This is a genomic window from Azospirillum sp. UENF 312511 (assembly GCF_058780635.1).
The window spans coordinates 216,815-239,688 of sequence record NZ_JBSNCG010000004.1 but is presented as its reverse complement, the minus strand read 5'-3'; the positions used below and the strand labels follow the sequence as shown (position 1 = coordinate 239,688).

Below are 22,874 nucleotides of genomic sequence, written 5' to 3'. Positions count from 1 at the left end.
CGGGACGCCGCGTCGCAGCCGGCGGGGGCCGTGCCGCCGCCCGCGACGGCGGTGGTGACGCGGGCGGCCGACGCAGCGGTCCCCGGAACGGGGGGCGAGACGGACGGCGCGGGGCTTCCTGGCCGGGTGACCGACTATGTGCGCGGCGTCCTCGGCGAGGTCCTGAAGATCGATCCCGCGCAGATCCGCACCAACCAGACCTTCGAGGTCCACGGCGTCGAACTCGCTGGTGGCGCTGACCATCAACGGCCGGTTCGAGCAGGATCTGGGGCCGGTGCCGGCGACGCTGCTGTTCGAGCATCCGACCGCGGCGAAGCTGGCCGACCATCTGCTGGCGACCCATGGCGAGACGCTGGCCCGCCTGCTGTCCCCGGCGGCGGCTCCCGCCCCCGCACCGGTGGAGCCGCTGCCGGTCGCGGTCTCCGCTTCGCCGGCTCCCATTTCGCCGACCTCCATTCCACCGGCCCCGGCCGCCCCGTCCTCCGTCGCCCCGTCTTCCGTTGCCCTGGCCCAGGCGGCGCGGTCGAACCAGCCCCGGCGGCGGCCGGACGAGCGGAGCCGGTCCGCGATGCGCGCGCGGGTGGAAAATCTCCCTGACGACAAGGTGGAGCAGCTGCTGCGGCAGATGCTCGGCAGAAGGAGCCTGCGTTGAGCCCCTACGATCAATCCTCCTCCCATGTCCTGCCCGACGATCCGAGCGACGGCAACGGTGACGGCGACGCCCGGCGCGACATGCTCGCCGGCCTGCTGGAGGAGCTGTCGGACGCCGCCGGACGCGATGTGGCGATCGTCGGGATCGCGGGCCGCTATCCCGGCGCGCCGACGCTGGAACGGTTCTGGGAGAGGCTGCGGCGCGGCGACAACTGCGTCACCGAGATTCCGCGCGACCGCTGGGACTGGCGCCGCGACTTCTCGGCCGACCGCCTGGGCGAGGGCGGGAGCTATTCGCGCTGGGGCGGCTTCCTCGACGGGGTGGACCGCTTCGACCCCCTGCTGTTCGGCCTGTCGCCGCGCGAGGCGGAGGTGATGGACCCGCAGGAGCGCCTGTTCCTGGAAACCGTGTGGATGGTGCTGGAGAACGCCGGCTACACCCGTGCGGCCCTGTCCGGGGCGGACTCGCGCGTCGGCGTGTTCGCCGGCGTGATGAACGGCCATTACGGCGCGCTCGGGCTGGAGGCGCAGTTCCGCGGCGCCGGGGGGGCTGGCTTCTCCGACCATCACGCCGTCGCCAACCGCGTCTCCTACTGCTTCGACTTCCGCGGCCCGAGCATCGCCGTGGACACCGCCTGCTCCTCGTCGCTGACCGCCATCCATCTCGCCTGCCAGAGTCTGCGGGCGGGCGAGTGCGACGCGGCCATCGCCGGCGGGGTGAACCTGATCCTGCATCCCAGCCATTACCGCCGGCTGTGCCGTCTGCGCATGCTGACGGCGGACGACCGCTGCAAGGCCTTCAGCGCCGACGCCGACGGCTTCGTCGACGGCGAAGGGGTCGGGGCCGTGCTGCTGAAGCCCCTGCCCCAGGCGATCGCGGACGGCGACCGCATCCATGGGGTGATCCTCGGCACCGCGATCAACGCGGGGGGCAAGACCGGCGGCTACACCGTGCCGAACCCGGCGGCGCAGGCCGGCCTGATCACGGCGGCGCTGGACGACGCCGGGATCGACCCGCGCAGCATCGGCTATGTGGAGGCGCACGGGACCGGGACCGCGCTGGGCGACCCGATCGAGATCGCGGCGCTGACCCGCGCCTGGCGCGGCTTCACCGGGGACACCGGCTTCTGCGCCATCGGGTCGGTCAAGTCCAACATCGGCCATCTGGAATCGGCGGCGGGCATCGCCGGGCTCACCAAGGTGCTGCTGCAGATGCGGCACGGCGAACTGGTGCCGACGCTGCACGCCGACACCCTGAACCCGAAGATGGACATCGCCCGGTCGCCCTTCGTCGTTCAGCGCCATCTCGCCTCCTGGCCTCTTCCGCAGCCGCCGGAGGGCGGGGACGCGGGGGTGGATCGGCGCCGCGCCGCGGTCAGCTCCTTCGGGGCCGGCGGGGCCAACGCCCACCTCGTGGTCGAGGAGTTTCCCGGATGGGACGGGGAGGGCGCGGTGCCGGGCGCGGCGGCCCTGGCCGGCACCCTCGGGATCGTCGTCCTGTCGGCGGCGACGGAGGACGCGCTGTCGCAGCACGCGCGCCGACTGCGCGATCATCTGGCGGACCCCGACGCCGCCGCCGCCCTTGATCCCGGCCTGCGTCTGGCGTCCCTGGCCTGGACCCTGCAGGTCGGGCGGGAGCCGCTGGAGCACCGCGTCGCCTTCGTCGCGGACTCGCTGGAGGAGGCCGTGGCGGCGCTGGAGCGTGTGGCCGCCGGGGATGCCGCCGGGGACGCCGTGGCGGGCCGGGGTGACGGCGAGCGCTGGGAGCTGGCCCGGCGCTGGGCCGGCGGGGCGGAGGTGGACTGGCGGGCGCTGGTTGCACCGTCCGACCGCCCGCCGCTGATCGACCTGCCGCATTATCCCTTCGCCCGGGAACGCCACTGGCTTCCGGCGGACCCGCTGGAAGCGGACTGGACGCCCGCCGCGGGCGCGCCGGGGCTGCGTCTCGATGCCCGCAGCCTCGATGGGCCGGAGCTGGTGTTCCGCTTGCGGCTGGACCCCGCCGAGCCATGGCTGGGCGACCACCAAGTGGGCGGGCGCGTCGCGCTGCCCGGCGTGGCGACCCTGGAGCTTGCGGTCGCCGCGATGGATGCGGCCTTCGGCCTGCACCCCCCGTTCCGGGTGTCGAACCTCGCATGGCTGCGGCTGCTGACCCTCTCCGGGCCGGACGACCTGTTCATCGGCCTGTCGCGCGCCGGAGAGGAGGCGGGCGTGCGGCTGCGCCTCTTCACCCGCCGGGGAGAGGAGACGGTCGATCACGCGGAAGCCTGGGTGACGGCCGGCCCGGCGGTTGGCCCAGCGGTTGGCGACGAGTCCGCGCAAGACCCCGACGCCCTGCGCGGGCGGGCCGGCACTCCGCTCGAAGGTGAAGCGCTCTACGAGCGGTTCGAGCGGGCCGGGATCGCCTACGGACCTTATTACCGCGCCCTGCGCCGGCTCTGGGTCGGCGAGGGCGAGACGCTCGCGGAGCTGGAGCAGCCGGACCTTGGCGGGCGGGGCGACCGGCTGGGCGTGCTGGACGGCGCCCTCCAGGCCATCGCCGGGCTGCTCGCCGCGGACCCGGACCGTTCCGGCGCACCTCCGCTGCTTCCCTTCGCGGTGGCTTCCGTCGACATCCTCGGCGCGCCGCCATCCCGCGCCTTCGCCCATGTCCGCCGCACCGGCGCCGACCGCTACACGGTCGCCGTGCTGGACGAGGCGGGCCGGGTCAGCTTGCGACTGCAGGGAGTCGCGCTGCGGGAAGGGCACGACCCGCTGGACGGCCTGTTCTTCCAGCCCTGCTGGTCGGAGCATCAGCCGCGGGCGGCGGGCGAGCGGCGGAAGGCCGTGCTGCTGGTCGCCCCGGCGGACGGCCGCGGCCTCGACGGGGCGCTGGCCGAGGCGCTGGAGCGCCGGCTGGCCGGGCGTCGGGTCCTGCGCGTGGCGCTGCCCGTGGCGCCGGACGCCGCAGAAGCGCTTGGGGGGGCGCTCGTGGGAGCCGGGGAGATCGGCGAGATCCTGTTCGTGACCGCTTCCGATTCCGCCGCCGGCTTGGCCGACGGGCAGGAACGGGGCGTCCTGTCGCTGTTCCGGCTGTTCAAGGCGTTGGGCCGCCTGGGCTACGACGACCGGCGGCTCGGCGTCACGGTGATCACGCAGGGCGCGCACGCGCCGGGCTGGGCGCCGCCCGTGCATCCCGACGGCGCGTCCGCCCGCGGGCTGGCGCTCTCGGTCGCGCGGGAGCGGCCGGCCTGGACGGTCGCCTGCCTCGACGCCGTTCCCGGAGACCCGGAGGCCGCCGCGGCCATCCTGGCCATCGCTCCGGACTCGGGCGACGACCTGATCCTGCGGCAGGGGCTGTGGTACCGGCGCTGGCTGGTGCCGGCGGCCCTGCCGCCCGCGCCCGGCGCGAAGGGACCGTTCCGGACGGGCGGAGTCTATCTGATCGTCGGCGGGGCCGGCGGGCTGGGCTTCGCGCTGAGCCGGCATCTGGCCGCCGTCCATGGCGCCCGGCTGGCCTGGATCGGACGGCGCCCGCTGGACGGGGCGATCCGCGAGCGGCTCGACGCCATCGCCGGGGCCGGGGGGAGCGCCGTCTACCTGTCCGCCGACGTGACCGACCCGGCGGCCATGGCGGCCGCGGTGCGCGAGACCCGGCGGCGGTTCGGCGCGATCCACGGCGCCGTCCATTCGGCCCTGGTGCTCGACGACCGGGCGCTGGACCGGCTGGACGAAGCGGCCCTCACCGCCGTCATGGCCGCCAAGGTCGCGGGCACGGCGGTGTTCTGCGACGCGCTGCGCGGCGAGCCGCTGGACTTCATGGCCTTCTTCTCGTCGGCCCAGTCCTTCGTCTGCGCGCGCGGGCAGAGCAACTACGCCGCCGGCAGCGTGTTCGCCGACACCCACGCCCGCGCCTTCGCCGCCGCCGCACCCTTCCCGGTGACCGTCGTCAACTGGGGCTACTGGGGCGAAACCGGCATCGTCGCGGGGGAAGACTACCGCCGCCGGCTGGCCGATCTCGGCGTCGGGTCGATTTCCGCGGCGGAGGGCATGGCCGCGGTCGAACGCGCGCTGGCGCTCGGCGTGGCCCAGGTCGCCGCCGTCCGCCTGTCCGCGCGCGGCACCAGCGACATGGGCATCGACTCCGCGCAGCGCGCCACGCTGCGGCCCGCCAGCCTGCCGCCCGGCCCGGCCCGGAGCGCGCTGGCGGTGACGCCGGTGCCCATGTCCCGCGCCGCCGCCGCCGCCTGCTCCACGGCGATCCGGGCGGTGGAGGAGCTGACCGGCTGGACGCTGCTGCGCGCGATGCGCGACGCCGGCCTGTTCCGGCGGCCGGGCGACGCCGCGACGCGCGCGTCGCTGGCGGAACGGCTGGGCGTGGTGCCGCGGTTCGAGCGGCTGTTCGACGCACTCCTCGACGCGCTGCGGCGTGCCGGATTCGTGACGGTCGCCGGGGAGGGGGCGGAGGCCGTCTATGCCGGCGCGCCCGGCCTGGACGAGCCGGGGCTGGCGGACCGGCTGGCCGGTCTCGACGCGCGGCGCGACGCCGCCGCCATCCGCCATCCCGAGGTCGCCGTCCATCTGTCGCTGCTGCGGGACTGCGCCCGCATCCTGACCGCGGTGCTGGCCGGACGCGCCGATCCCATGGGAGTGCTGTTCCCCGACGGTTCCATCGATGCGGTGGCCGGGATCTATCAGGGGAACGCCGTCGCCGATCACATGAACGGCGTCACCGCCGCGGTGATCGCCGCCTTCGTCCGGGGGCATCTGGACGCAGGCTTCGCCGGGCGGCTGCGGATTCTGGAGGTCGGGGCGGGCACGGGCGGCACATCGGCGGCGGTTCTGGCCGCCCTGTCGGGCCTGACCGACCGGATCAGCTACTGCTACACCGACATTTCCCCGGCCTTCCTCAACCACGCCCGCGCGCGTTTCGCCGGCTACGGGGAGGCGCTGGAGTTCCGCACCTTCGACCTGGAGCAGGAGCCCGAGGAGCAGGGGTTCGACGCGGATTCCTTCGACCTGATCGTGGGAACCAACGTCGTCCACGCCACCCGCCGCATCTCCGCCACCCTGCGCCGGCTGAAGCGGCTGCTGCGCCGCAACGGCCTGCTGGTGCTGAACGAGGCGGTCGAGCGCCGCGACTTCGCGACGGTCACCTTCGGCCAGACGACGGGCTGGTGGCTGTTCGAGGACGCCGGCTGCCGCCTTCCCGGCTCGCCGCTGCTGCCGGAGGGGGCCTGGAGGTCCCAGCTCGACCACGCCGGGTTCGCGGAAGTCACGGTGCTCGGAGCGCCGGACGCCGCCATCGCGGGAGACGCCGCAACCGATCCCGGAAGCCGGGTGCTGGCCGGCTGGAGCGACGGCGTGGTGCTGGCGCCGAGCAGCGGGGAGACCGGGAACGAGGCCGGCGCCCTGGCTGCGGCGCGCCCGGAGGAGAGGAGGGCGGACCCCGCTCCCGCCTCCGCCCCCGCCCCCGCCCCCGTCTCCGGCGGCCTGGAGGACGCGGCGCGCGACCATGTCCGCGCGCATCTGGCGGCGGTTCTGAAGATCGCCCCCGGACGCATCCGCGACGACCAGACCTTCGACCGCTACGGGGTGGATTCCCTGGTGGTGATGGACGTCGGCAAGCGTCTGGAGCAGGATTTCGGCCGTCTTCCGTCCAGCCTCCTGTTCGAAACGAACACCGTCGCCGCGCTCGCCGCGCGCCTTCTGAACGACCACCCGGCGCGCTTCGCCGCCCTGCTGGCGCCGTCCCTGTCCGTCCCCGCCCCCCAGTCCGCGGCGGCGGAGCCGCCCGCCTCCCCGGCCGCCTCCCCGCCGGCCGCGGCGGCCCGCGACGAAGCCATCGCCGTCATCGGCATGGCCGGACGCTTTCCCGGCGCCGCCACTCCGGACGCGCTGTGGACCAACCTGGCGCAGGGCCGCAGCAGTATCCGCGAGGTTCCGCCCGAGCGCTGGCGCTGGCCGGATCATTTCGACCCCGACGCGACGGAGCCCGGAAAATCCTACACGCGGTGGGGCGGGTTCCTCGACGATGCCGACCGGTTCGACGCCCGCTTCTTCGGGATTTCCCCGCGCGAGGCGGCGCGGATGGACCCGCAGGAGCGGCTGTTCCTGGAAACCGTCTGGTCGCTGCTGGAGGACGCCGGCTGCACATCCGTCGCCCTCGACGCGGTGGAGCGCCGCGCCGGCGTGTTCGTCGGCGTCATGAACACGCATTACGGCCTCCTCGGCGCGGAAGCCTTCGTCCACCGCCCGGCGGCGGCGGGGGGAGCCGCCGACGCGCTGTCGGCCCACTGGTCGGTGGCCAACCGCGTCTCCTACACCCTCGATCTCCAGGGGCCGAGCATGGCGGTGGACACCGCCTGCTCCTCGTCGCTGACCGCGGTCCACCTCGCCTGCGAAAGCCTGCGCCGCGGCGAATGCGCGGTCGCCGTGGCGGGCGGGGTGAACCTGATCCTGCACCCGCTGCACTACATCCGCATGTCGGCGATGAACATGCTGTCGCGCGGCGACCGCTGCCACAGCTTCGGCGCCGCCGCGGACGGGTTCGTGGACGGCGAGGGGGTCGGGGCGGTGCTGCTGAAGCCGCTGTCCCGCGCGCTGGCCGACGGCGACCGGATCGACGCCGTGATCCTCGGGTCTGCGGTCAACGCGGGGGGGCGGACCAGCGGCTTCACGGTGCCCAGCCCCAACGCCCAGGCCCGGCTGGTGGCCGACGCGCTGGAGCATGCCGGCGTCGATCCGGCGACGGTCGGCTATCTGGAGGCCCACGGCACCGGAACGGTGCTGGGCGACCCGATCGAGGTTGCCGCGCTGACGCGCGCCTTCGCCCGCGGCGGGGACCGTTCCGCGCCCTGTGCGCTGGGCTCGCTCAAGTCGAACATCGGCCATCTGGAATCGGCGGCGGGGGTGGCCGGCCTGATCAAGGTCGTGATGATGATGAGGCACGGCCTGCTGGTCCCCACGCTGAACGCCGAGCCGGTCAATCCCAGGATCGATTTCGCCGGATCGCCCTTCGCCCTTCAGACGCGGCTCGAACCCTGGCGGCGGCCCGATGCGGGGGACGGCGCCGCGGCGCCGCGCCGCGCCGGCATCAGCTCGTTCGGGGCCGGGGGCGCCAACGCCCATCTGGTGGTCGAGGAGCCGCCCGAGGCCGCGGCATCGCCCGCCCTAGCCGCCGGACCGCATCTCATCCCCCTGTCCGCCCCCTCCGCCGACCGGATTCCGGCCATGGCGGCGGCCCTGGCCGCCCGCCTGCGCGAAACGCCGGTCCCCGACCTGGCCGACGTCGCGTTCACCCTGCAATGCGGCCGCAACGCGCTGGATTCACGGCTGGTCGTCCTTGCCGACAGCCTGGACGGCCTGTGCCGCAAGCTGGAGGAGATCGCCGCCGGGCGCCCGGTGGCGGATCTCGTCACCGGCGACGCGGGCGCCGCCGAGCCGCCACGCGGCGAGGACGCCCGGCGCCTGCAGGCCCGCATCGACGCGGCGCTGGCGTCCGGCGATCTGGCGGTGCTGGCGCGGGCATGGGCGGACGGTGCCGCGGTGGACTGGCGCCGGCTGCCGGTCAACCGGGGGCGACGCCCGCTGTCCCTGCCGGGGCAGAAATTCGCCGGGGAGCGCCATTGGATCCGCCTCCCTCGCCCGGCGGAAGCCGGGATGGCGGCGCTGCATCCGCTGGTTCATCGCAACATGTCGGGCTTCGGCGGGCTGAGCTTCGCCGCGACGCTGGCCGCGGGCACCCCGCTGCTGCGCGACCATCGCATCCACGGCACCGCCGTGCTTCCCGGCGCGGCCTGCCTGGAGATGATCCGCGCCGCCTGCGCCCTGGCCGGACGCCGCGCGCGGCACATCCGGTCGGTGGTCTGGCCGGAACCGCTCGTCCTGGAGACCGCCGGACGCGCGGTCGCGCTGTCCCTGACCCGGACAGGGGCCGGGACCGCCACCCTGGCCGAGCTGGCGTCGCACGACGCGGCGGGGCGGCGGCGCGTTCACGGGCGGGCCGAATTCCCGGACGCCGCCGAAGCGCCCGGCTCCACCCCGCTTGCGGTGGCGGCCGTCGCCGCGGCGTGCCCCACCGTGCTGACGGCGGAGGACTTCTACGACCGGCTCGGCCGGCAGGGGCTGACCTGCGGCCCGTCCTACCGGACGGTCGAATCCGTGCATCTGGGGGAGGGCGAGCTTCTGGCACGCCTGCGCCTCGCCGAGGATGCGCCCGCGGCGGACATTTCGGCGGACGTTCCAGCGGGCTTCCCGGCGGGCGGCGAAGGGGTGGAGTTGCATCCGGCTCTGCTGGACGGGGCGTTGCAGTGCGTCGTTCCGCTGATCACCGCCGACGCGGGTGGCCTTCCGGTGCCCGCCGGCATCGGATCGCTCGTCTGGAGCGGTCCGCTGCCGACCCGTGCGCTGGTGCATGTCCGGCGGCGGGCGGGGAGCGGAGCGGGGGTGTGGTCCTTCGACCTGACGCTGGCCGACGCGGATGGCCATCCGGTGGCTGCGATCGACGGTTTCGAATTGCGGGCCGCCGCTGGTGCGGGGGCCGCCAATGCGGAGGCCGTAGCCGCTCCGGACTCGACCCTGTTCTTCACGCCGGTCTGGCGTCCGGCCGCTCCGGCTCCCGCCGCCGGCGCACCGTCGGGCGGCCTGCTGGTGCTCGTCCCCTCGGCCGCCGCCGCGGGGCGGCTCCTGCCGGCGGCGGTTGATCTGTCCGATCCCGCGGCGGTCGCCGCCGCCCTCGCCGGCCTGCGCGAAGGCGGGACCGGCCCGCGGACCATCCTGATCCTCGACGACGCGCCGGAGCGTCTGCCCGATCACCGCGCGTGCCGCCGCCACATCGACGGCGTGCTGAAGCCGCTGGCCGCGCTGTGCCGGGACCTGATGCAGGGGGGAGGCGCCGGACCCGTGCGCCTCGTCTTCGCCTTCCCGACGGTGGCGGAGGATGGGCTGCCGCCGCTGCCCTCGGCCTTCGCGGCCTTCGGCAAATGCCTTGCCGCCGAGGACGACCGTTTCAGCGTCCGCACCGTGGCGGTGGCCGGCCCGTCGCCGGATCTCCTCGGCATCGCCCTGGCCGAGGCCGCCGTCGCCGGTGGCGGCAGCGATCTGGTGCTGCGGCGGGACGGCGGCCGCTGGCTGCGCGGCTGGTCCGAAGGGGAACCCGGCGCGGGTGGCGTGCCGCTCAAGCGCGGCGGCGTGTATGTGGTGACCGGCGGCCTCGGCGGGGCCGGCCGCATTCTGGTCGGGCATCTGGCGCGGGACTGGTCCGCGACCGTGGTGGTGGCGGGACGCTCGCCGCTGGACGCGGAGCGCCGGGCCGTGATCGACGGGCTGGCCGGGGGCTCCGGAACGGTGGTCTACCATCAGGCCGATGTGGCGGACCCGGCCCAGGCGGAGGCGCTGTGCACGCGGACGCGCCGGGAGTTCGGGCGCATCGACGGGGTGGTGCACGCCGCGGGCGTCACGCGCGACGGGCTGCTGCTGCGCAAGCCGGACTCGGCCATCGACGAGGTCCTGGCCCCGAAACTGCTGGGAGCCGTCAATCTGGACGCGGCGACGCGCGGCGACGCGCTCGATGTCTTCGCCCTGTTCGGTTCCTTCGTGGTGGTGGCCGGGAACGCGGGGCAGAGCGACTATGCCTACGCCAACAGCGCTCTCGACCATTTCGCCGCGGCGCGCGACCTGAGCCGCCGCCGCGGCGAGCGGTCCGGAGTCAGCGTGTCCTTCGGCTGGCCGGAATGGGAGGAGGGGGGCATGGCCCCCAGCGCGGCCCTGCGGGACCGCCTGGCCCGGACCATCGGCCTGCGGCCCATCGGCGGGGAGGCCGCCATGGCCGCCTTCGCCCGGGGTCTGGCGGACGGGCATCCGCAACTGGTCGTCGCCGCCGGGGATGCCGGGCGCATCCGCGCCGCCTGGAGGCAGCGCGAGGAGGAACCGGCTGGGGCCGGATCCGTCCCGCCGCCGCGGCCCGTCGCCGCCGCCGCCGCCGCGATGGCCGCCGCGATGGCCCGCGACCCCGCCCGCTCCGAGTTCGCCCGCTCCGAGATGGTCCAACCCGATCCGACCGGCGCGGCGCGGCGGGCGGCGCTGGCCGAGGCGCTGCTGACCGAGCGGCTGTCCGCCGAGCTGGACCTGCCCGTCGAGCGGAACGAGCCGCTGGATCGGCTGGGGCTCGATTCCGTGATGATCATGAACGTGACGCGCACGCTGGAGCGGAGCCTCGGTCCGCTGCCGAAGACCCTGTTCTTCGAGCACCAGACGGTCGCGCAGATTTCGGCGTGGCTGGCCGAGCATTGCGCCGGCGCGCTGGACGAAGCGGCGGCTCCGCCGCTCCCCGATCCGGTCCCGGCGGAGGTTGCGGCCCCCGCCGCCACTTCCGCCGGGACCGGAGTCGGCGGGGCCGCCGCAACGACCGACATCGCCATCATCGGAATCAGCGGGCGTTACCCGCAGGCCCCCGACCTCGACCGCTTCTGGGCCAACCTGCGCGACGGCGTGGATTCGATCGTCGAGATCCCGGCCGACCGCTGGAACCACGCGCCTTTGTCCACGTCCGGCCGGCACGAACTGGGCAAAAGCTATGCCCGCTGGGGCGGCTTCCTCGACGGGATCGACCGGTTCGACGCGGAGTTCTTCAACATCGGCGCCCGCGAGGCCGAGGTGCTCGACCCGCAGGAACGGCTGTTCATGGAAACCGCGTGGCACGCGGTGGAGAACGCCGGCTACGCACCCGGCAGCCTCGCGGGGCGCCGCATCGGCGTCTATGTCGGGGTCATGTACGGGCAGTACCAGTTGATGACCGGCGGGCGTCCCGGCCCGGACGGCAGCACGCCCGGCTCGTCCTACGCCTCCATCGCCAACCGCGTGTCCTACCTGCTCGACGTCCGCGGTCCGAGCCTCGCGGTGGACACCATGTGCTCCTCCTCGCTGACGGCGCTCCACCTCGCGGTCGGCGCGCTGCGCCGGGGCGAGACCGAGATGGCCCTGGTCGGCGGCGTCAACCTGAGCCCGCACCCGCACAAGTTCCTGCTGCTGAGCCAGGGGCAGTTCGCCTCGTCCGACGGGCGGTGCCGCAGTTTCGGCGAGGGCGGCGACGGCTATGTTCCGGGCGAGGGCGTCGGGGCCGTGCTGCTGAAGCCGCTCGCCCGCGCCGTCGCCGACGGCGACACCGTGCACGCCGTGATCAAGGCCTGCACCATCAACCACGGCGGCCGGACCACCGGCTACACCGTGCCGACCCCGCGCGCCCAGGCCGAGGTGATCCGGGCGGCGCTCGACGAGGCCGGCTGGTCGCCCGACACGCTGGATGTCGTCGAGGCCCACGGCACCGGCACCGCGCTCGGCGATCCCATCGAGATCGCCGGGCTGCGCATGGCCTTCGCCGGAGCGGAGGCGCCGCCCGCCGGCTGGTCGGTGGGGTCGCTGAAGAGCAACATCGGCCATCTGGAATCCGCGGCGGGGATCGCCGGGCTCACGAAACTGATCCTGCAGCTCCGTCACCGCACGCTGGTGCCGTCGCTCCACGCCGGGCGGCTCAACCCCAACGTGGACTGGACGGACGGGCGTTTCCGGGTGCAGCGGTCGCTGGCCCCGTGGGCGCCCCCGCAGGGACCCGGCGGGCCGCGCCCGCGCCGGGCGGGGCTCAGCTCCTTCGGCGCCGGAGGCAGCAACGCCCATGTCCTGGTGGAGGAGCATGTCGATCCGCGGCCCCGGCGGAATGCGGCGGGCGAGGGCGGCGGAAGCGAGCTGATCCTGCTGTCGGCGCGCTCCCCCGACCGGCTGCGCGCCGCCGCCCGGGCGTTGCTGGACACGGTAACGGACCGGCCGCCGGGCACGCTGGCCGACGTGGCTCATACGCTCCGGGTCGGGCGGGACAGCCTGCCGGAGCGGTTGGCCATTGTCGCCGACGGTTTCGAAACGCTCGCCGAACGGCTGCGCGGCTGGCTCGACGGCGCCGGGCCGGTGCCGGGCGTCCATGCCGGACGGCGGGGCCGCGATGCCGTTCCCGCGACGGGACCGTCGCCGGACGAGCTGGCCGCCGCCTGGGTGGCCGGCGGGGCCTTGCCCGCCGCCGACACGGCCGGGTTGCGGCGCGTGCCGTTGCCGGGAACGCCGTTCCAGCGGCGGCGCTACTGGATTGGTCCGGCGCTCGACGCCGATGCCGCGGGTCCGGCCGGAACGGCGGCCGCCGCCCCTGCGCCTGCCCCGGCGCCCACCCCGGCGACCGTCACGTTCGAGCCGGTGTGGCGGGCGGAGCCGGCTGGCGACGCGGCGGCCCCGGATGGCGGCCTGCTGCTGATCGACGGAACCGGCGCCTTCGCGGACGTCGCGCGCGTCTGGCCGGGCGGTCCAGAGGCGGTGACCCGGGTCGAGCACCCCGCGGCGCTGGATCCGGCCGGGGCGCTGCCCAGGCGCATCCTGTTCGCGGTGCCCGACGCCCCGTCGCCGGAGACGGCGGCGGATTTGGAAGGCGACCTCCGACACGGCTTCCGGGCGGTGCTGTCCCTGGTTCAGGCGTTGCTGCGGCAGCCTTCCGGCGGGGCCATCGAATTCGTCTATCTCTACCGCGAGGCGACCGGGGCCGCATCCCGTCCCGCCCATGCCGCCATGGTGGCCTTCCTGCGCACCGTCCAGCGGGAGGAACCCCGCTTCCGCGGCAAGGTGGTGGTCCTGGGCGCGGATGCGGGCGCCGATGCCGGGGCGCCGGTGGAGTCGCTGGTGCGGGAATTCGGCAGCGGCGGCTGGGGGAGCACGGTGCGCCTCGACGGCAGCAGGCGCCACGTGGCCGGTTACCGGCCCTTCGCGGCGGCCGGCAGCGACTCCCTTCCGATCCGCCGTGGTGCGGTTTGTCTGGTGACCGGCGGCGCGCGGGGGCTGGGGCGCATCGTTGCCGGAATGCTGGCCCGCCGGCTTGCTGCGCGGCTGGTGCTGACCGGGCGTTCGGAGCCGGACGCCGACGCGCAAGCCGCGTTCCAGCGCTGGCGCGAGGCCGGAGCCGAGGTGGTCTACGTTCGCGGCGACATGGGAGACCCCGCCGACGTCGCCCGCGCCGTCGCCGAGGCCCGCGCGCGGTTCGGCGGTCTCAACGCGGTGATCCACAGCGCCGGCCTGACGCGCGACGGTCTGGTGCTCGGCAAGGCGGCGGCGGACATCGACGCCGTGTTCGGTCCGAAGCTGAACGGCACCCTCCTTCTCGACGCCGCGACGCGGGACGACGATCTGGACGCCTTCGTCACCTTCTCCTCGGTCGCCGCGGTGTTTGGCAACGCCGGGCAATGCGACTACGCCTTCGCCAACGGCTTCATGGACCACGCCATGGAGGCGCGGGAGGCCCTGCGCCACGGCGGACGACGGCGCGGGCTTTCCCTGTCGGTCAATTGGCCGCTCTGGCGGGAGGGCGGGATGCGGGTCGACGAGGCCCTGCAGACGCGCGCCCTGAACCGTCTGGGGCTCGATCCGCTGGAGACGGCGGACGGTCTGGCCGCGCTGGAGGGCGCGCTTCGCTCAGGGCGCAGCCGCGTCGTGGTGCTGCGTGGTGATCCCGACCGCTGCCGCGCCCTGTTCGAGGAGGGCGCGGCGCCCGCCGCACCGCCCGCCGCACCGGTCCCTCGGGGCGACGCCGAGGCCGCCGCTCTGGCGCTGCTGTCGGACCTGATGGTCCGGGTCGCGCGCGTCGAACCGGACGCCCTCGATCCCGACACCCCGTTTGGCGATTACGGTTTCGATTCCATCGTGATCAGCCACCTCACGGCGGAGCTGGAGGACCGGCTGGGTCCCCTGTCCAAGACGCTGTTCCTGCAACACCCGACCCTGCGCGAGGTCGCCCGCCATCTGGGTGAGCGGCACGCGGCGGCCCTGCTGGGGAGTGCCGGCGTGGAGCCGGACGGACCGCCCGCCGCGGTCCCGGCCCAGGCCCAGGCGCGACCGGCGGCCGTGGGCGGTCCCATCGCCACCGGTCCCATCGCCATCGTCGGCCTGGACGGGCGTTTCCCCGGCGCGGCCACCCCCGACGAGCTGTGGGACGTCCTGGCCGAGGGCCGCACCGTCACCGGTCCGGTTCCTCCGGACCGCTGGACCGTGCCCGACGACGTGTATTGCGCCACCGGCGGGTTCCTCGATGGGGTGGACCGGTTCGACACCGTGTTCTTCGGCATCACCGCGCTGGAAGCGAAATGGACCAGCCCGGAAGAGCGGCTGATGCTGGAGACGGTGTGGCGGGCCTTCGAGAACGGCGGCATCCGTCCGGGCCGGCTGCGCGGCCGTCCGGTCGGCGTCTTCATGGGGATGACCACCAACACCTATCCGCTGCTGGGCGGCAGCGACCCCTCGCTCGACGGCGCGCATTTCCGTCTGGCGAACCGCGTCTCGCAGATCTTCGATTTCGCCGGCCCCAGCGTCACGCTGGACACCGCCTGCTCCTCGTCCCTGGTGGCGCTGCACACCGCCTGCCAGAGCCTGCGCAGCGGCGACTGCGAGGTCGCGGTGGTGGGCGGCGTGAACCTCTACCTGCACCCGTCCAAGTACCGCAACCTGTGCCGCGGGCGGCTGCTGGCGACGCAGGGCGGCCGCGGCCTCTACGCGGAGGGGGGCGACGGGTTCGTTCCGGGCGAGGCGGTCGGGGCGGTGGTCCTCAAGCCGCTGGAGGCGGCCCGCGCCGACGGCGACATCATCCACGGCGTCATCGTCGGATCGGCCGCCGCCCACAAGGGGAAGGGCAGCGGCGCCCTGCTGCCGTCCCCGGCGGCGCACGCGGCGCTGATCGGCCGGGCGCTGGCCCAGGCCGGGCTCCAGGCCGCCGACATCGGCTGCGTCGAGGTGCAGGCCGGCGGGGCGTCGCTGCCGGACCAGGCGGAATGGGAGGCCATCCGGACGGTGTTCGCCGGGTCCTCCGGCCGTCACGCGGTCAGTTCGGTGAAGCCCAACACCGGGCACGCCGAGGCCGCCTCCGGCATGGTGCAGCTCACCAAGCTGCTGCTGGAGATGCGGCATGGCCGCTTCGTTCCGGTGATGGCGGCGGAGCGCATCGACCCGTCCATCGACCTTGCCGCCTCCCCCTTCTTCCTGCCCGGGCGCCTGACGCCCTGGACCGTCCGCGATGGCGAGCGGCGGCGGGCCGGTATCAACAGCTTCGGCTCCGGCGGCATGGAAGCCCACGTCATCGTCGAGGAGGCCGATCCCGCCGACCGGCGGGCGTCCGGTGGTGACGCGGGTCCGGAGCTGGTGGTGGTTTCGGCGAAGACCGAGGCGGCGCTCGCCCGGCGGCTGTCCCAGCTCCGCTCCGTCGCCGCCGCGCCGCCGGACGGCATGGCGCTGTCCGACCTCGCCCACACCCTGCGGGTGGGGCGGGAGGCGTTCTCCTGGCGCTTCGCCTGCGTCGTTCCGGACGTCCCGGCGCTGCTGCGGGTCCTCGACGCGGCGCTGGCCGGGGAGGAGCCCGCGGGCCGCTGGGTCCGGGGGCGGGCGCGGTCCGTCGCCGGCGGGCACGGCGCCGACGCGCAGGCGGTCGCCGCCCATTGGGTGGCGGGGGGCGCCGTCGACTGGGAGTCCCCGGCCCTGCGCGGAACCGGACGGCGGATCGTCCTGCCGGCCTATCCCTTCGAGCCGCGGCGCTGCTGGATCACCGATGGAGAGGGGGGCGCCGAGGGAGCTGCCGAGGGAACCGCCGAGAGGAATGTGGAGAGCAACGTGATGACGGAAGCGAAGCCCGCCGCGGCGGCAGGAACGGCGGCAACAACGGCGGAGTCCGGCGGCGTGGTGTCGGGCTATTACGGGCGGCTGGTCGATACCTTCGCGCCCGGCGACGGCGGGGCCGACGAGTTCCTGACCATGGTGCCGCTGCCGAGGCCGGAGCCGGGCTTCTCCTGGCTGCTGACCTTCGCCGAGCCGGAACGGAACGCGGCGTACAAGGCGATGGCCCAGCGCCGCCAGGAGGAGATGCGCGCGGTCCTGTTCGACGGCGTTCCCTTCGCGTCGGTCCGGCGTGTCCTCGACATCGGCTGCGGCCTCGGCTCCGACCTGATCCGTCTGGCGCGCCGCCATCCCCACGTTGTCGGGGACGGGTTCAACATCACGCCCGAGCAGGTGGTGCTGTGCCGGCGCCGGGTGCAGGCGAACGGTGTGGACGGTCGCGTCCGCATCCATCACGCCGACAGCACCCGCGACCCGTTCCCCGGCACCTATGATCTGGTGATCGCGGTCGAGGTGCTGACCCACATCCGGGACAAGGCGGCGGTGTTCGCCAACGTCGCGGGCCATCTGGCGGACGGTGGCCAATTCGTCGTCGCCGACGTGGTCGCCAACACGGTGGCCCCGGTCGACCTGCCCGGCATCGGCCAGTTCACCAGCACCCAGCGCCAGTTCGCCGGGCTGCTGGCGGAGCAGGGGCTGCGGCTGTCGCGGGCGGTGGACGTCAGCGCGCAGATCGCCAACTTCCTCGACGACCCCGACTTCGAGGCCAACCTCGCCCGTCTGCACGCCGCCTTCCCCGCCCTGCGCGAGGGGGAGGCGATCCACCGCGGCTGGCACAATTTCGGCCGGGCGCTGCGCCTCGGCCTCTTCCGATACCTGTTGCTGACCGCCGTCCGGGCACCGTCCGGACGCGCGGCCGGGGACCTCGCGACGGACAACCTGAACGCCATGGAAGGCAGCGTGCCCTACGAAGACGTGCCTGTTCCGGCCCCCGCGGCCCCCGCGGCCTCTGCCGGCGCCGCCACCCCCCCGGTCGATCCCGAAGCGTCGCCGCAGGCCGTCCTGGCCGCCCTCACCGGCATCGCCTGCGGCCTGCTGGAAATGCGGCCCGACGAGATCGACCCCGACGCGCGCTTCGCCGACTTCGGCGTGGACTCGCTGCAGGGCCTGCGCATCCTCGACGCCGTGAACCGGCGGTTCGGGCTGGAGCTGGGGGTCCGGTCGCTCTACGACCATTCCAGCCTCAGCGACCTCGCCCGTTTCATCGCCGTCCAGCACCCCGAGGCGGTGCCCGGGCCTGCCGTGGCGGCGGAGCCGCCCGCCGCGCCGGCTCCCGCTGCTCCGGTGACACCGGTTCTGGCGGCCCCGGTTCCGGCAACCCCGGTTCCAGCGGTCGCGGCCCCGACGGACGGCCAGCGTTCGTCCGCCATCGCGGTGATCGGCATGGCCGGCCGCTTCCCGGGCGCCGACGACGTCGAGAGCTTCTGGGAAAACCTGCGCGACGGGGTCGACGCGGTTTCGGAGATCCCGCCGGACCGCTGGAGCCTCGACGGGTTCTACGACCCCGAACCCGGACAGCCGGACCGCAGCTATTGCAAATGGGGCGGCTTCCTGCGGGGCGTCGACCGGTTCGATCCGGCCTTCTTCCGCATCGCGCCGGTCGAGGCGGCGGTCATGGACCCGCAGCACCGCCTGTTCCTGGAAAGCTGCTGGAACGCGCTGGAGGACGCCGGCTACGCCGGGAAGGCGCTGGACGGGCAGCGCTGCGGCGTGACCGTCGGGGCGCTCGCCAGCGGCTACCAGGACATCCTGCGCAGCCGGGCCGGCCAGCGCTTCGACGCCCGCGTCATGCTGGGCAACGCCGGGTCGATCCTCGCCAGCCGGATCGCCTATTTCCTGAACCTGAAGGGGGCGGCGCTCACCATCGACACCTCCTGCTCGTCGTCGCTGGTGGCGCTTCACCTGGCCTGCCGCAGCCTGCTGGACGGCGATGCCGACCTGATGCTGGCGGGCGGCATCACGCTCTACCTGACCGAAGCCCCTTACCTGATGATGAGCCACGCCGGCATGCTGTCGCCGACGGGCCGCTGCCGCAGCTTCGACGCCGACGCCGACGGCATCGTGCCGGGCGAGGCGGTGGGCGTCCTGGTGCTCAAGCGCCTGGACCGCGCGCTGGCCGACGGCGACCACATCCACGGCGTCATCCGCGGCACCGCCGTCAACCAGGACGGCCGGACCAACGGCATCACCGCGCCCAGCGCCGAATCCCAGGCCGCGCTGATGCTGGAGCTGTACCGCCGCGAGGGGATCGATCCGGATGCGATCTCCTACGTCGAAACCCACGGCACCGGGACGCCGCTCGGCGATCCGGTGGAGATCGCGGGGCTCGGCGAAGCCTTCCGCGCCTTCACCGCGCGGCGCGGCTACTGTGCCATCGGGTCGGTGAAGACCAACCTCGGCCACAGTTCGGCGGCGGCCGGGGTGGTCGGGGTGATCAAGACGCTGCTGGCGCTGAAACACCGTCAGATCCCGCCCTCCCTGCATTTCGGGACCGGCAACCGGCACATCGATTTCGCTGGAAGCCCCTTCTTCGTGAACACCCGGCTGCGCCCCTGGGACAGCCCGCCGGACCGGCCGCGGCTGGCCGCGGTCAGCTCCTTCGGCTTCAGCGGCACCAACGCCCATGCGGTGATTGAGGAGTTCGTCGATCCCCGGCCGGCCGCCGGCTCGACCGGCCCCGGCCCCGCGCCGCAGATTGTGCCGCAGGTGGTGCTGCTGTCGGCCCGCAGCCCCGAGCAGCTGGAGGCCGCGGCGGAGCAACTCGCCGACGCCCTGGAACGGCGGCGGCGCGAGGGCGCGCTTCCCGCCATCGGCGACATCGCCTTCACCTGCGCGACCGGGCGTGCCCTGTTCGCGGAACGGCTGGCGGTGCTGGCCGGCGACACCGGCGCCCTGATCGACGCGCTCCGCGCGGCGGTGCGCGGGGAGCACCGTCCGGAGACGATTTTCCGCGGCCGCGCGGCGCCGGGGACGGGCCGGATTCCGGCGGACAGCCCGCCGGCCGAGGCGGCGCGGTTCTGGGTGTCCGGGGCGGAGAGCGCCGGCTGGCCCTGGGGGATCGGGCGCCGCGTGCCGCTGCCGACCTATCCCTTCGCCCGCCAGCGCTGCTGGGTCGGCGATGCCGTCGCGGCGCCGGTCCCTGCGGACCGCGCGTCGCCGTCGTCCGCCGCGCCTGCCCTTCCGGCCGCCGCCGAACCGGTGGACCACCGGACGCGGGATCTCGACGGGTTCTTCCATGTGCCGGCCTGGGTGCCCGATCCCGCCGCGGCCCTTGCGCCGTCCGCCGGGCCGTCCACCGGGCCTGGCCTGACCCTGGTGGTCTGCCCGGCGAACATGCCGGAACTGGTGGATATCGTGCGCTCCTGGTACCCGCGCGACGTGCTGGTGGCGGCGTTCCCCGGCGGGCGGACCGGGCGCCGCGACGCCCGGACCTATGGGCTGGGAGCCGCCGATGCCGCCGCCTGGAGCGAGGTGATCGGGCGGATCGCCGCCGACGAAGGGGCGCTGCCGCGGCGCGTCTGCTTCCTCGCCGGTCTGGTGTCGGGAACCCCCGGTCTCGAACCGCCGGCCCTGGAACGGGCGACGGAGACCGGCGTGGCGTCGCTGTTCCACCTGATCAAGGCGTTGATCGCCAAGGGTGCCCTGGCGGGCGGCGGCCCGGCGCTCGCCGAGTTGCGGATCGCCACCAACGGCGTGCACCGGGTTCTGCCCGACGACCGCATCGCGCCTCATTTCGCCGGGTTGCACGGTTTCGCCAAGTGCCTCGCCAAGGAGCATCCCGGCCTGTCGGTGAGCTGCATCGACGTCGGGGCTGACGGGACCTGGGCCGACCGGCTGGCGCCCCTGCCGGCCGAGCCCCGCATCGTGCTGGGCGAGGACATCGCATTCCGGGCGGGCCGGCGCTACCGCCGGACGCTGCGCGCCGCGCGGCTGGACGCGACGGAGACCTCGGGCTTCGTGGAGGGCGGGGTCTATCTGGTGGTCGGCGGGGCCGGCGGCATCGGGTTGCCCTTCGTGCGCCATCTCTGCACCCGCTACCGCGCCCGCGTCGCGGTCGTCGGGCGGAGCGAGCCGGACGACGCCCGGCGCCGCGCCTTCGCCGACATGGAGGCCGCCGGAGGGCAGCTGCTGTACATCCGCGCCGACGCCACCGATCCCGCGGCGATGGCCCGCTCGGTCGCCCGCACCAGGGAGCGCTTCGGGCGCATCGACGGCGCCGTCCACTCCGCGCTGGTGGTGTCGCGCGAGCCTGTGGCGGCCATGGACGAGCGGTCGTTCCGCGCGGTGCTGGACTCCAAGGCCGCGGTCGCGGTCGCCCTGTGGGAGGCGCTGCGCGACGACCCGCCGGGCCTGCTGATGATCTTCTCGTCCGGGCAGTCCTTCGCCGGTCTGGAGGGGCGCGCCCACTACGCCGCCGGCTGCACCTTCAAGGACGCCTACGCGCACGCCCTGCGCCAGCGCGCAGGCGTGCCGGTGCGCATCGTCAACTGGGGCTTCTGGGACGTCAACGACGTGGCGGAGGACAGCCGGCGCCGCATGGCGCGCCAGGGCATCGCCTTCATGACGCCGGAGGACGGCGTCGCCACCATCGAGCGCATCGCCGCGCACCGGGCGGAGCAGGTGATGTGCGTGCAGCTCGACGATGCCGGCATGCGCACGCTGGGCATCGACACCGGGCGCCGGGTGGTTCCGCTGCCCGAGACGCGTCCCTCCTGCATCGCGGAGGCGGCGGCGGCGGGCGGCGGCGGGGTCGCTCCGGAGGTCGTCCGGCGCACCCAGCGGCAGTCCGACGCGCTGGAGGAGCTGACCCGCCTGCTGGTCCTGGACGTCTTCCGGACGATGGGCTTGTTCACCCGGCCGGGCGACAGCCATGAACTGGCCGGGCTGGGCGCCCGGCTGGGCGTCCTGCCGAAGTTCGGGCGCCTGCTGGACGGGCTGCTCGGGATGCTGCGCCGCTGCGGCTTCGTCACGGTCGCCGGCGGGCGGGCGACCGCCGCCGCGACCGTGGGCGAGCCGGCGACGGTGGAGGCACTGGCCCGGTTGCACGCGCCGGACGACCGGCTGGCCGAGCGTTTCCCGGACTACGAATCGCAGGCGCGGCTGGCCCTGATCTGCGGGCGGAACCTGGCGGACATCCTGTGCGGACGGGTCCAGGCCGCGGAGATCATGTTCCCCAGTTCCGGCCCCTCGCTGATGCAGGGCGTCTACCGCGGCAACGCGGTGTCCGACTACTTCAACAGCCTCACCCGCGAGGTGGTCGCGTCGCAGGTGCGGGCGCTGCTGCCGCGCCTCGCTCCCGGCGAGACGATCCGCATCCTGGAGGTGGGGGCCGGCACCGGCAGCACCTCCGCCCACGTGCTGGCCGGGTTGAAGCCCTGGGCGGACCGGGTCGTCTACACCTACACCGACCTGTCCAAGGCGTTCCTGCTGTTCGGGCGCAAGGAGTTCGGCGCCGACTACCCGTTCGTGGAGTACAGCCTGCTCGACATCGAGAAGCCGGTGGCCGGGCAGGGGCTGGCGGTCGGCGGCTACGACATCGTGCTGGCGGCCAACGTTCTGCACGCGACCCGCGACATCCGCAGGACGCTGCGGCAGGCCAAGTCGCTGCTGTCCACCCGCGGCTGGCTGGTGCTGTACGAGATGGTCCGCAACCAGGACGTCATGCTGCTGACCTTCGGCCTGCTGGACGGCTGGTGGCTGTACGAGGACGAGCAGGAACGGCTGGAGCTGTCGCCCCTGCTGGGCCTCGCGGAATGGCGGCGCATCCTGCACGAGGAGGGGTTCGGCGCCACCCGGCCCTTCGGCACCGACATCGCGGCGGACGGCCAGCCCTACGGCATGGTGCTGGTGGCCGAAAGCGACGGGTTCGTCACGGTGCCCAGCGCGACGACGGCGACGACGGCAGCGGTTGCCCCGGCAGCGGACGTTCCGGCCCCGGTCCTGGCTCCGGTACCGGCCCCCGTGGCGGTTGCCCCGGCGTTCCGGCCGGCGTCCGGGCCGGCGCCCGTTGCGGCCCCCGCGGCGGCCGATCCCGACCTGAGGCGGCGGGCGCTGGCCTGCATCCGGTCCGTGCTGCAATTCCAGGAGACCGACTTCAACGAGGACCTTCCTTTCCTGGAGATGGGCGTGGACTCGATCCTCTCGGTCGATCTGGTCAACGCGCTGAACGACGGCCTCGGCATCCAGCTCCGCGCCACCGACCTGTTCAACTTCGCCACGCCCCGCCTGCTGTGCGACCACATCGCCGGCCTTCCGGCGGGCCGTCCGGAGCCGGCGGCGGCACGGAGCCCGGATCACCCGGCGCCGGCCGGGCCTGAAGCGGCGTCCCTGGCGCCGTTCCCAGGGGAATCCCAGGCGATGCCCGAGGCGGCGGCGGACGACCAGGATCTGCTCCTCCTGCTGGAGGATCTCGGGCAGGGGACGGCGCCGGACGGGCGGCGCGAACCGGCAATCGCATGACAGGCATCGGAATCGCCGGGCGGCGGAGTGTGAAGGAGAGG

General features: G+C 74.5%; 2 protein-coding genes. Both read left to right on the top strand.

Going from position 1 to position 22,874, the window contains the following annotated elements; all coding sequences use genetic code 11:
- Positions 1 to 229 precede the first annotated feature (229 nt).
- On the top strand, positions 230 to 652 hold the full coding sequence (locus ACWPN7_RS26625) for an acyl carrier protein (protein ID WP_492273512.1): 423 nt from the start codon (positions 230 to 232) through the stop codon (positions 650 to 652).
- Entirely contained in the window at positions 649 to 22,833 is a 22,185-nt protein-coding gene (locus ACWPN7_RS26620; protein ID WP_492273511.1) for an SDR family NAD(P)-dependent oxidoreductase, read from the top strand. The genes ACWPN7_RS26625 and ACWPN7_RS26620 overlap by 4 nt, the downstream gene beginning before the upstream one ends.
- Positions 22,834 to 22,874: the final 41 nt, after the last annotated feature.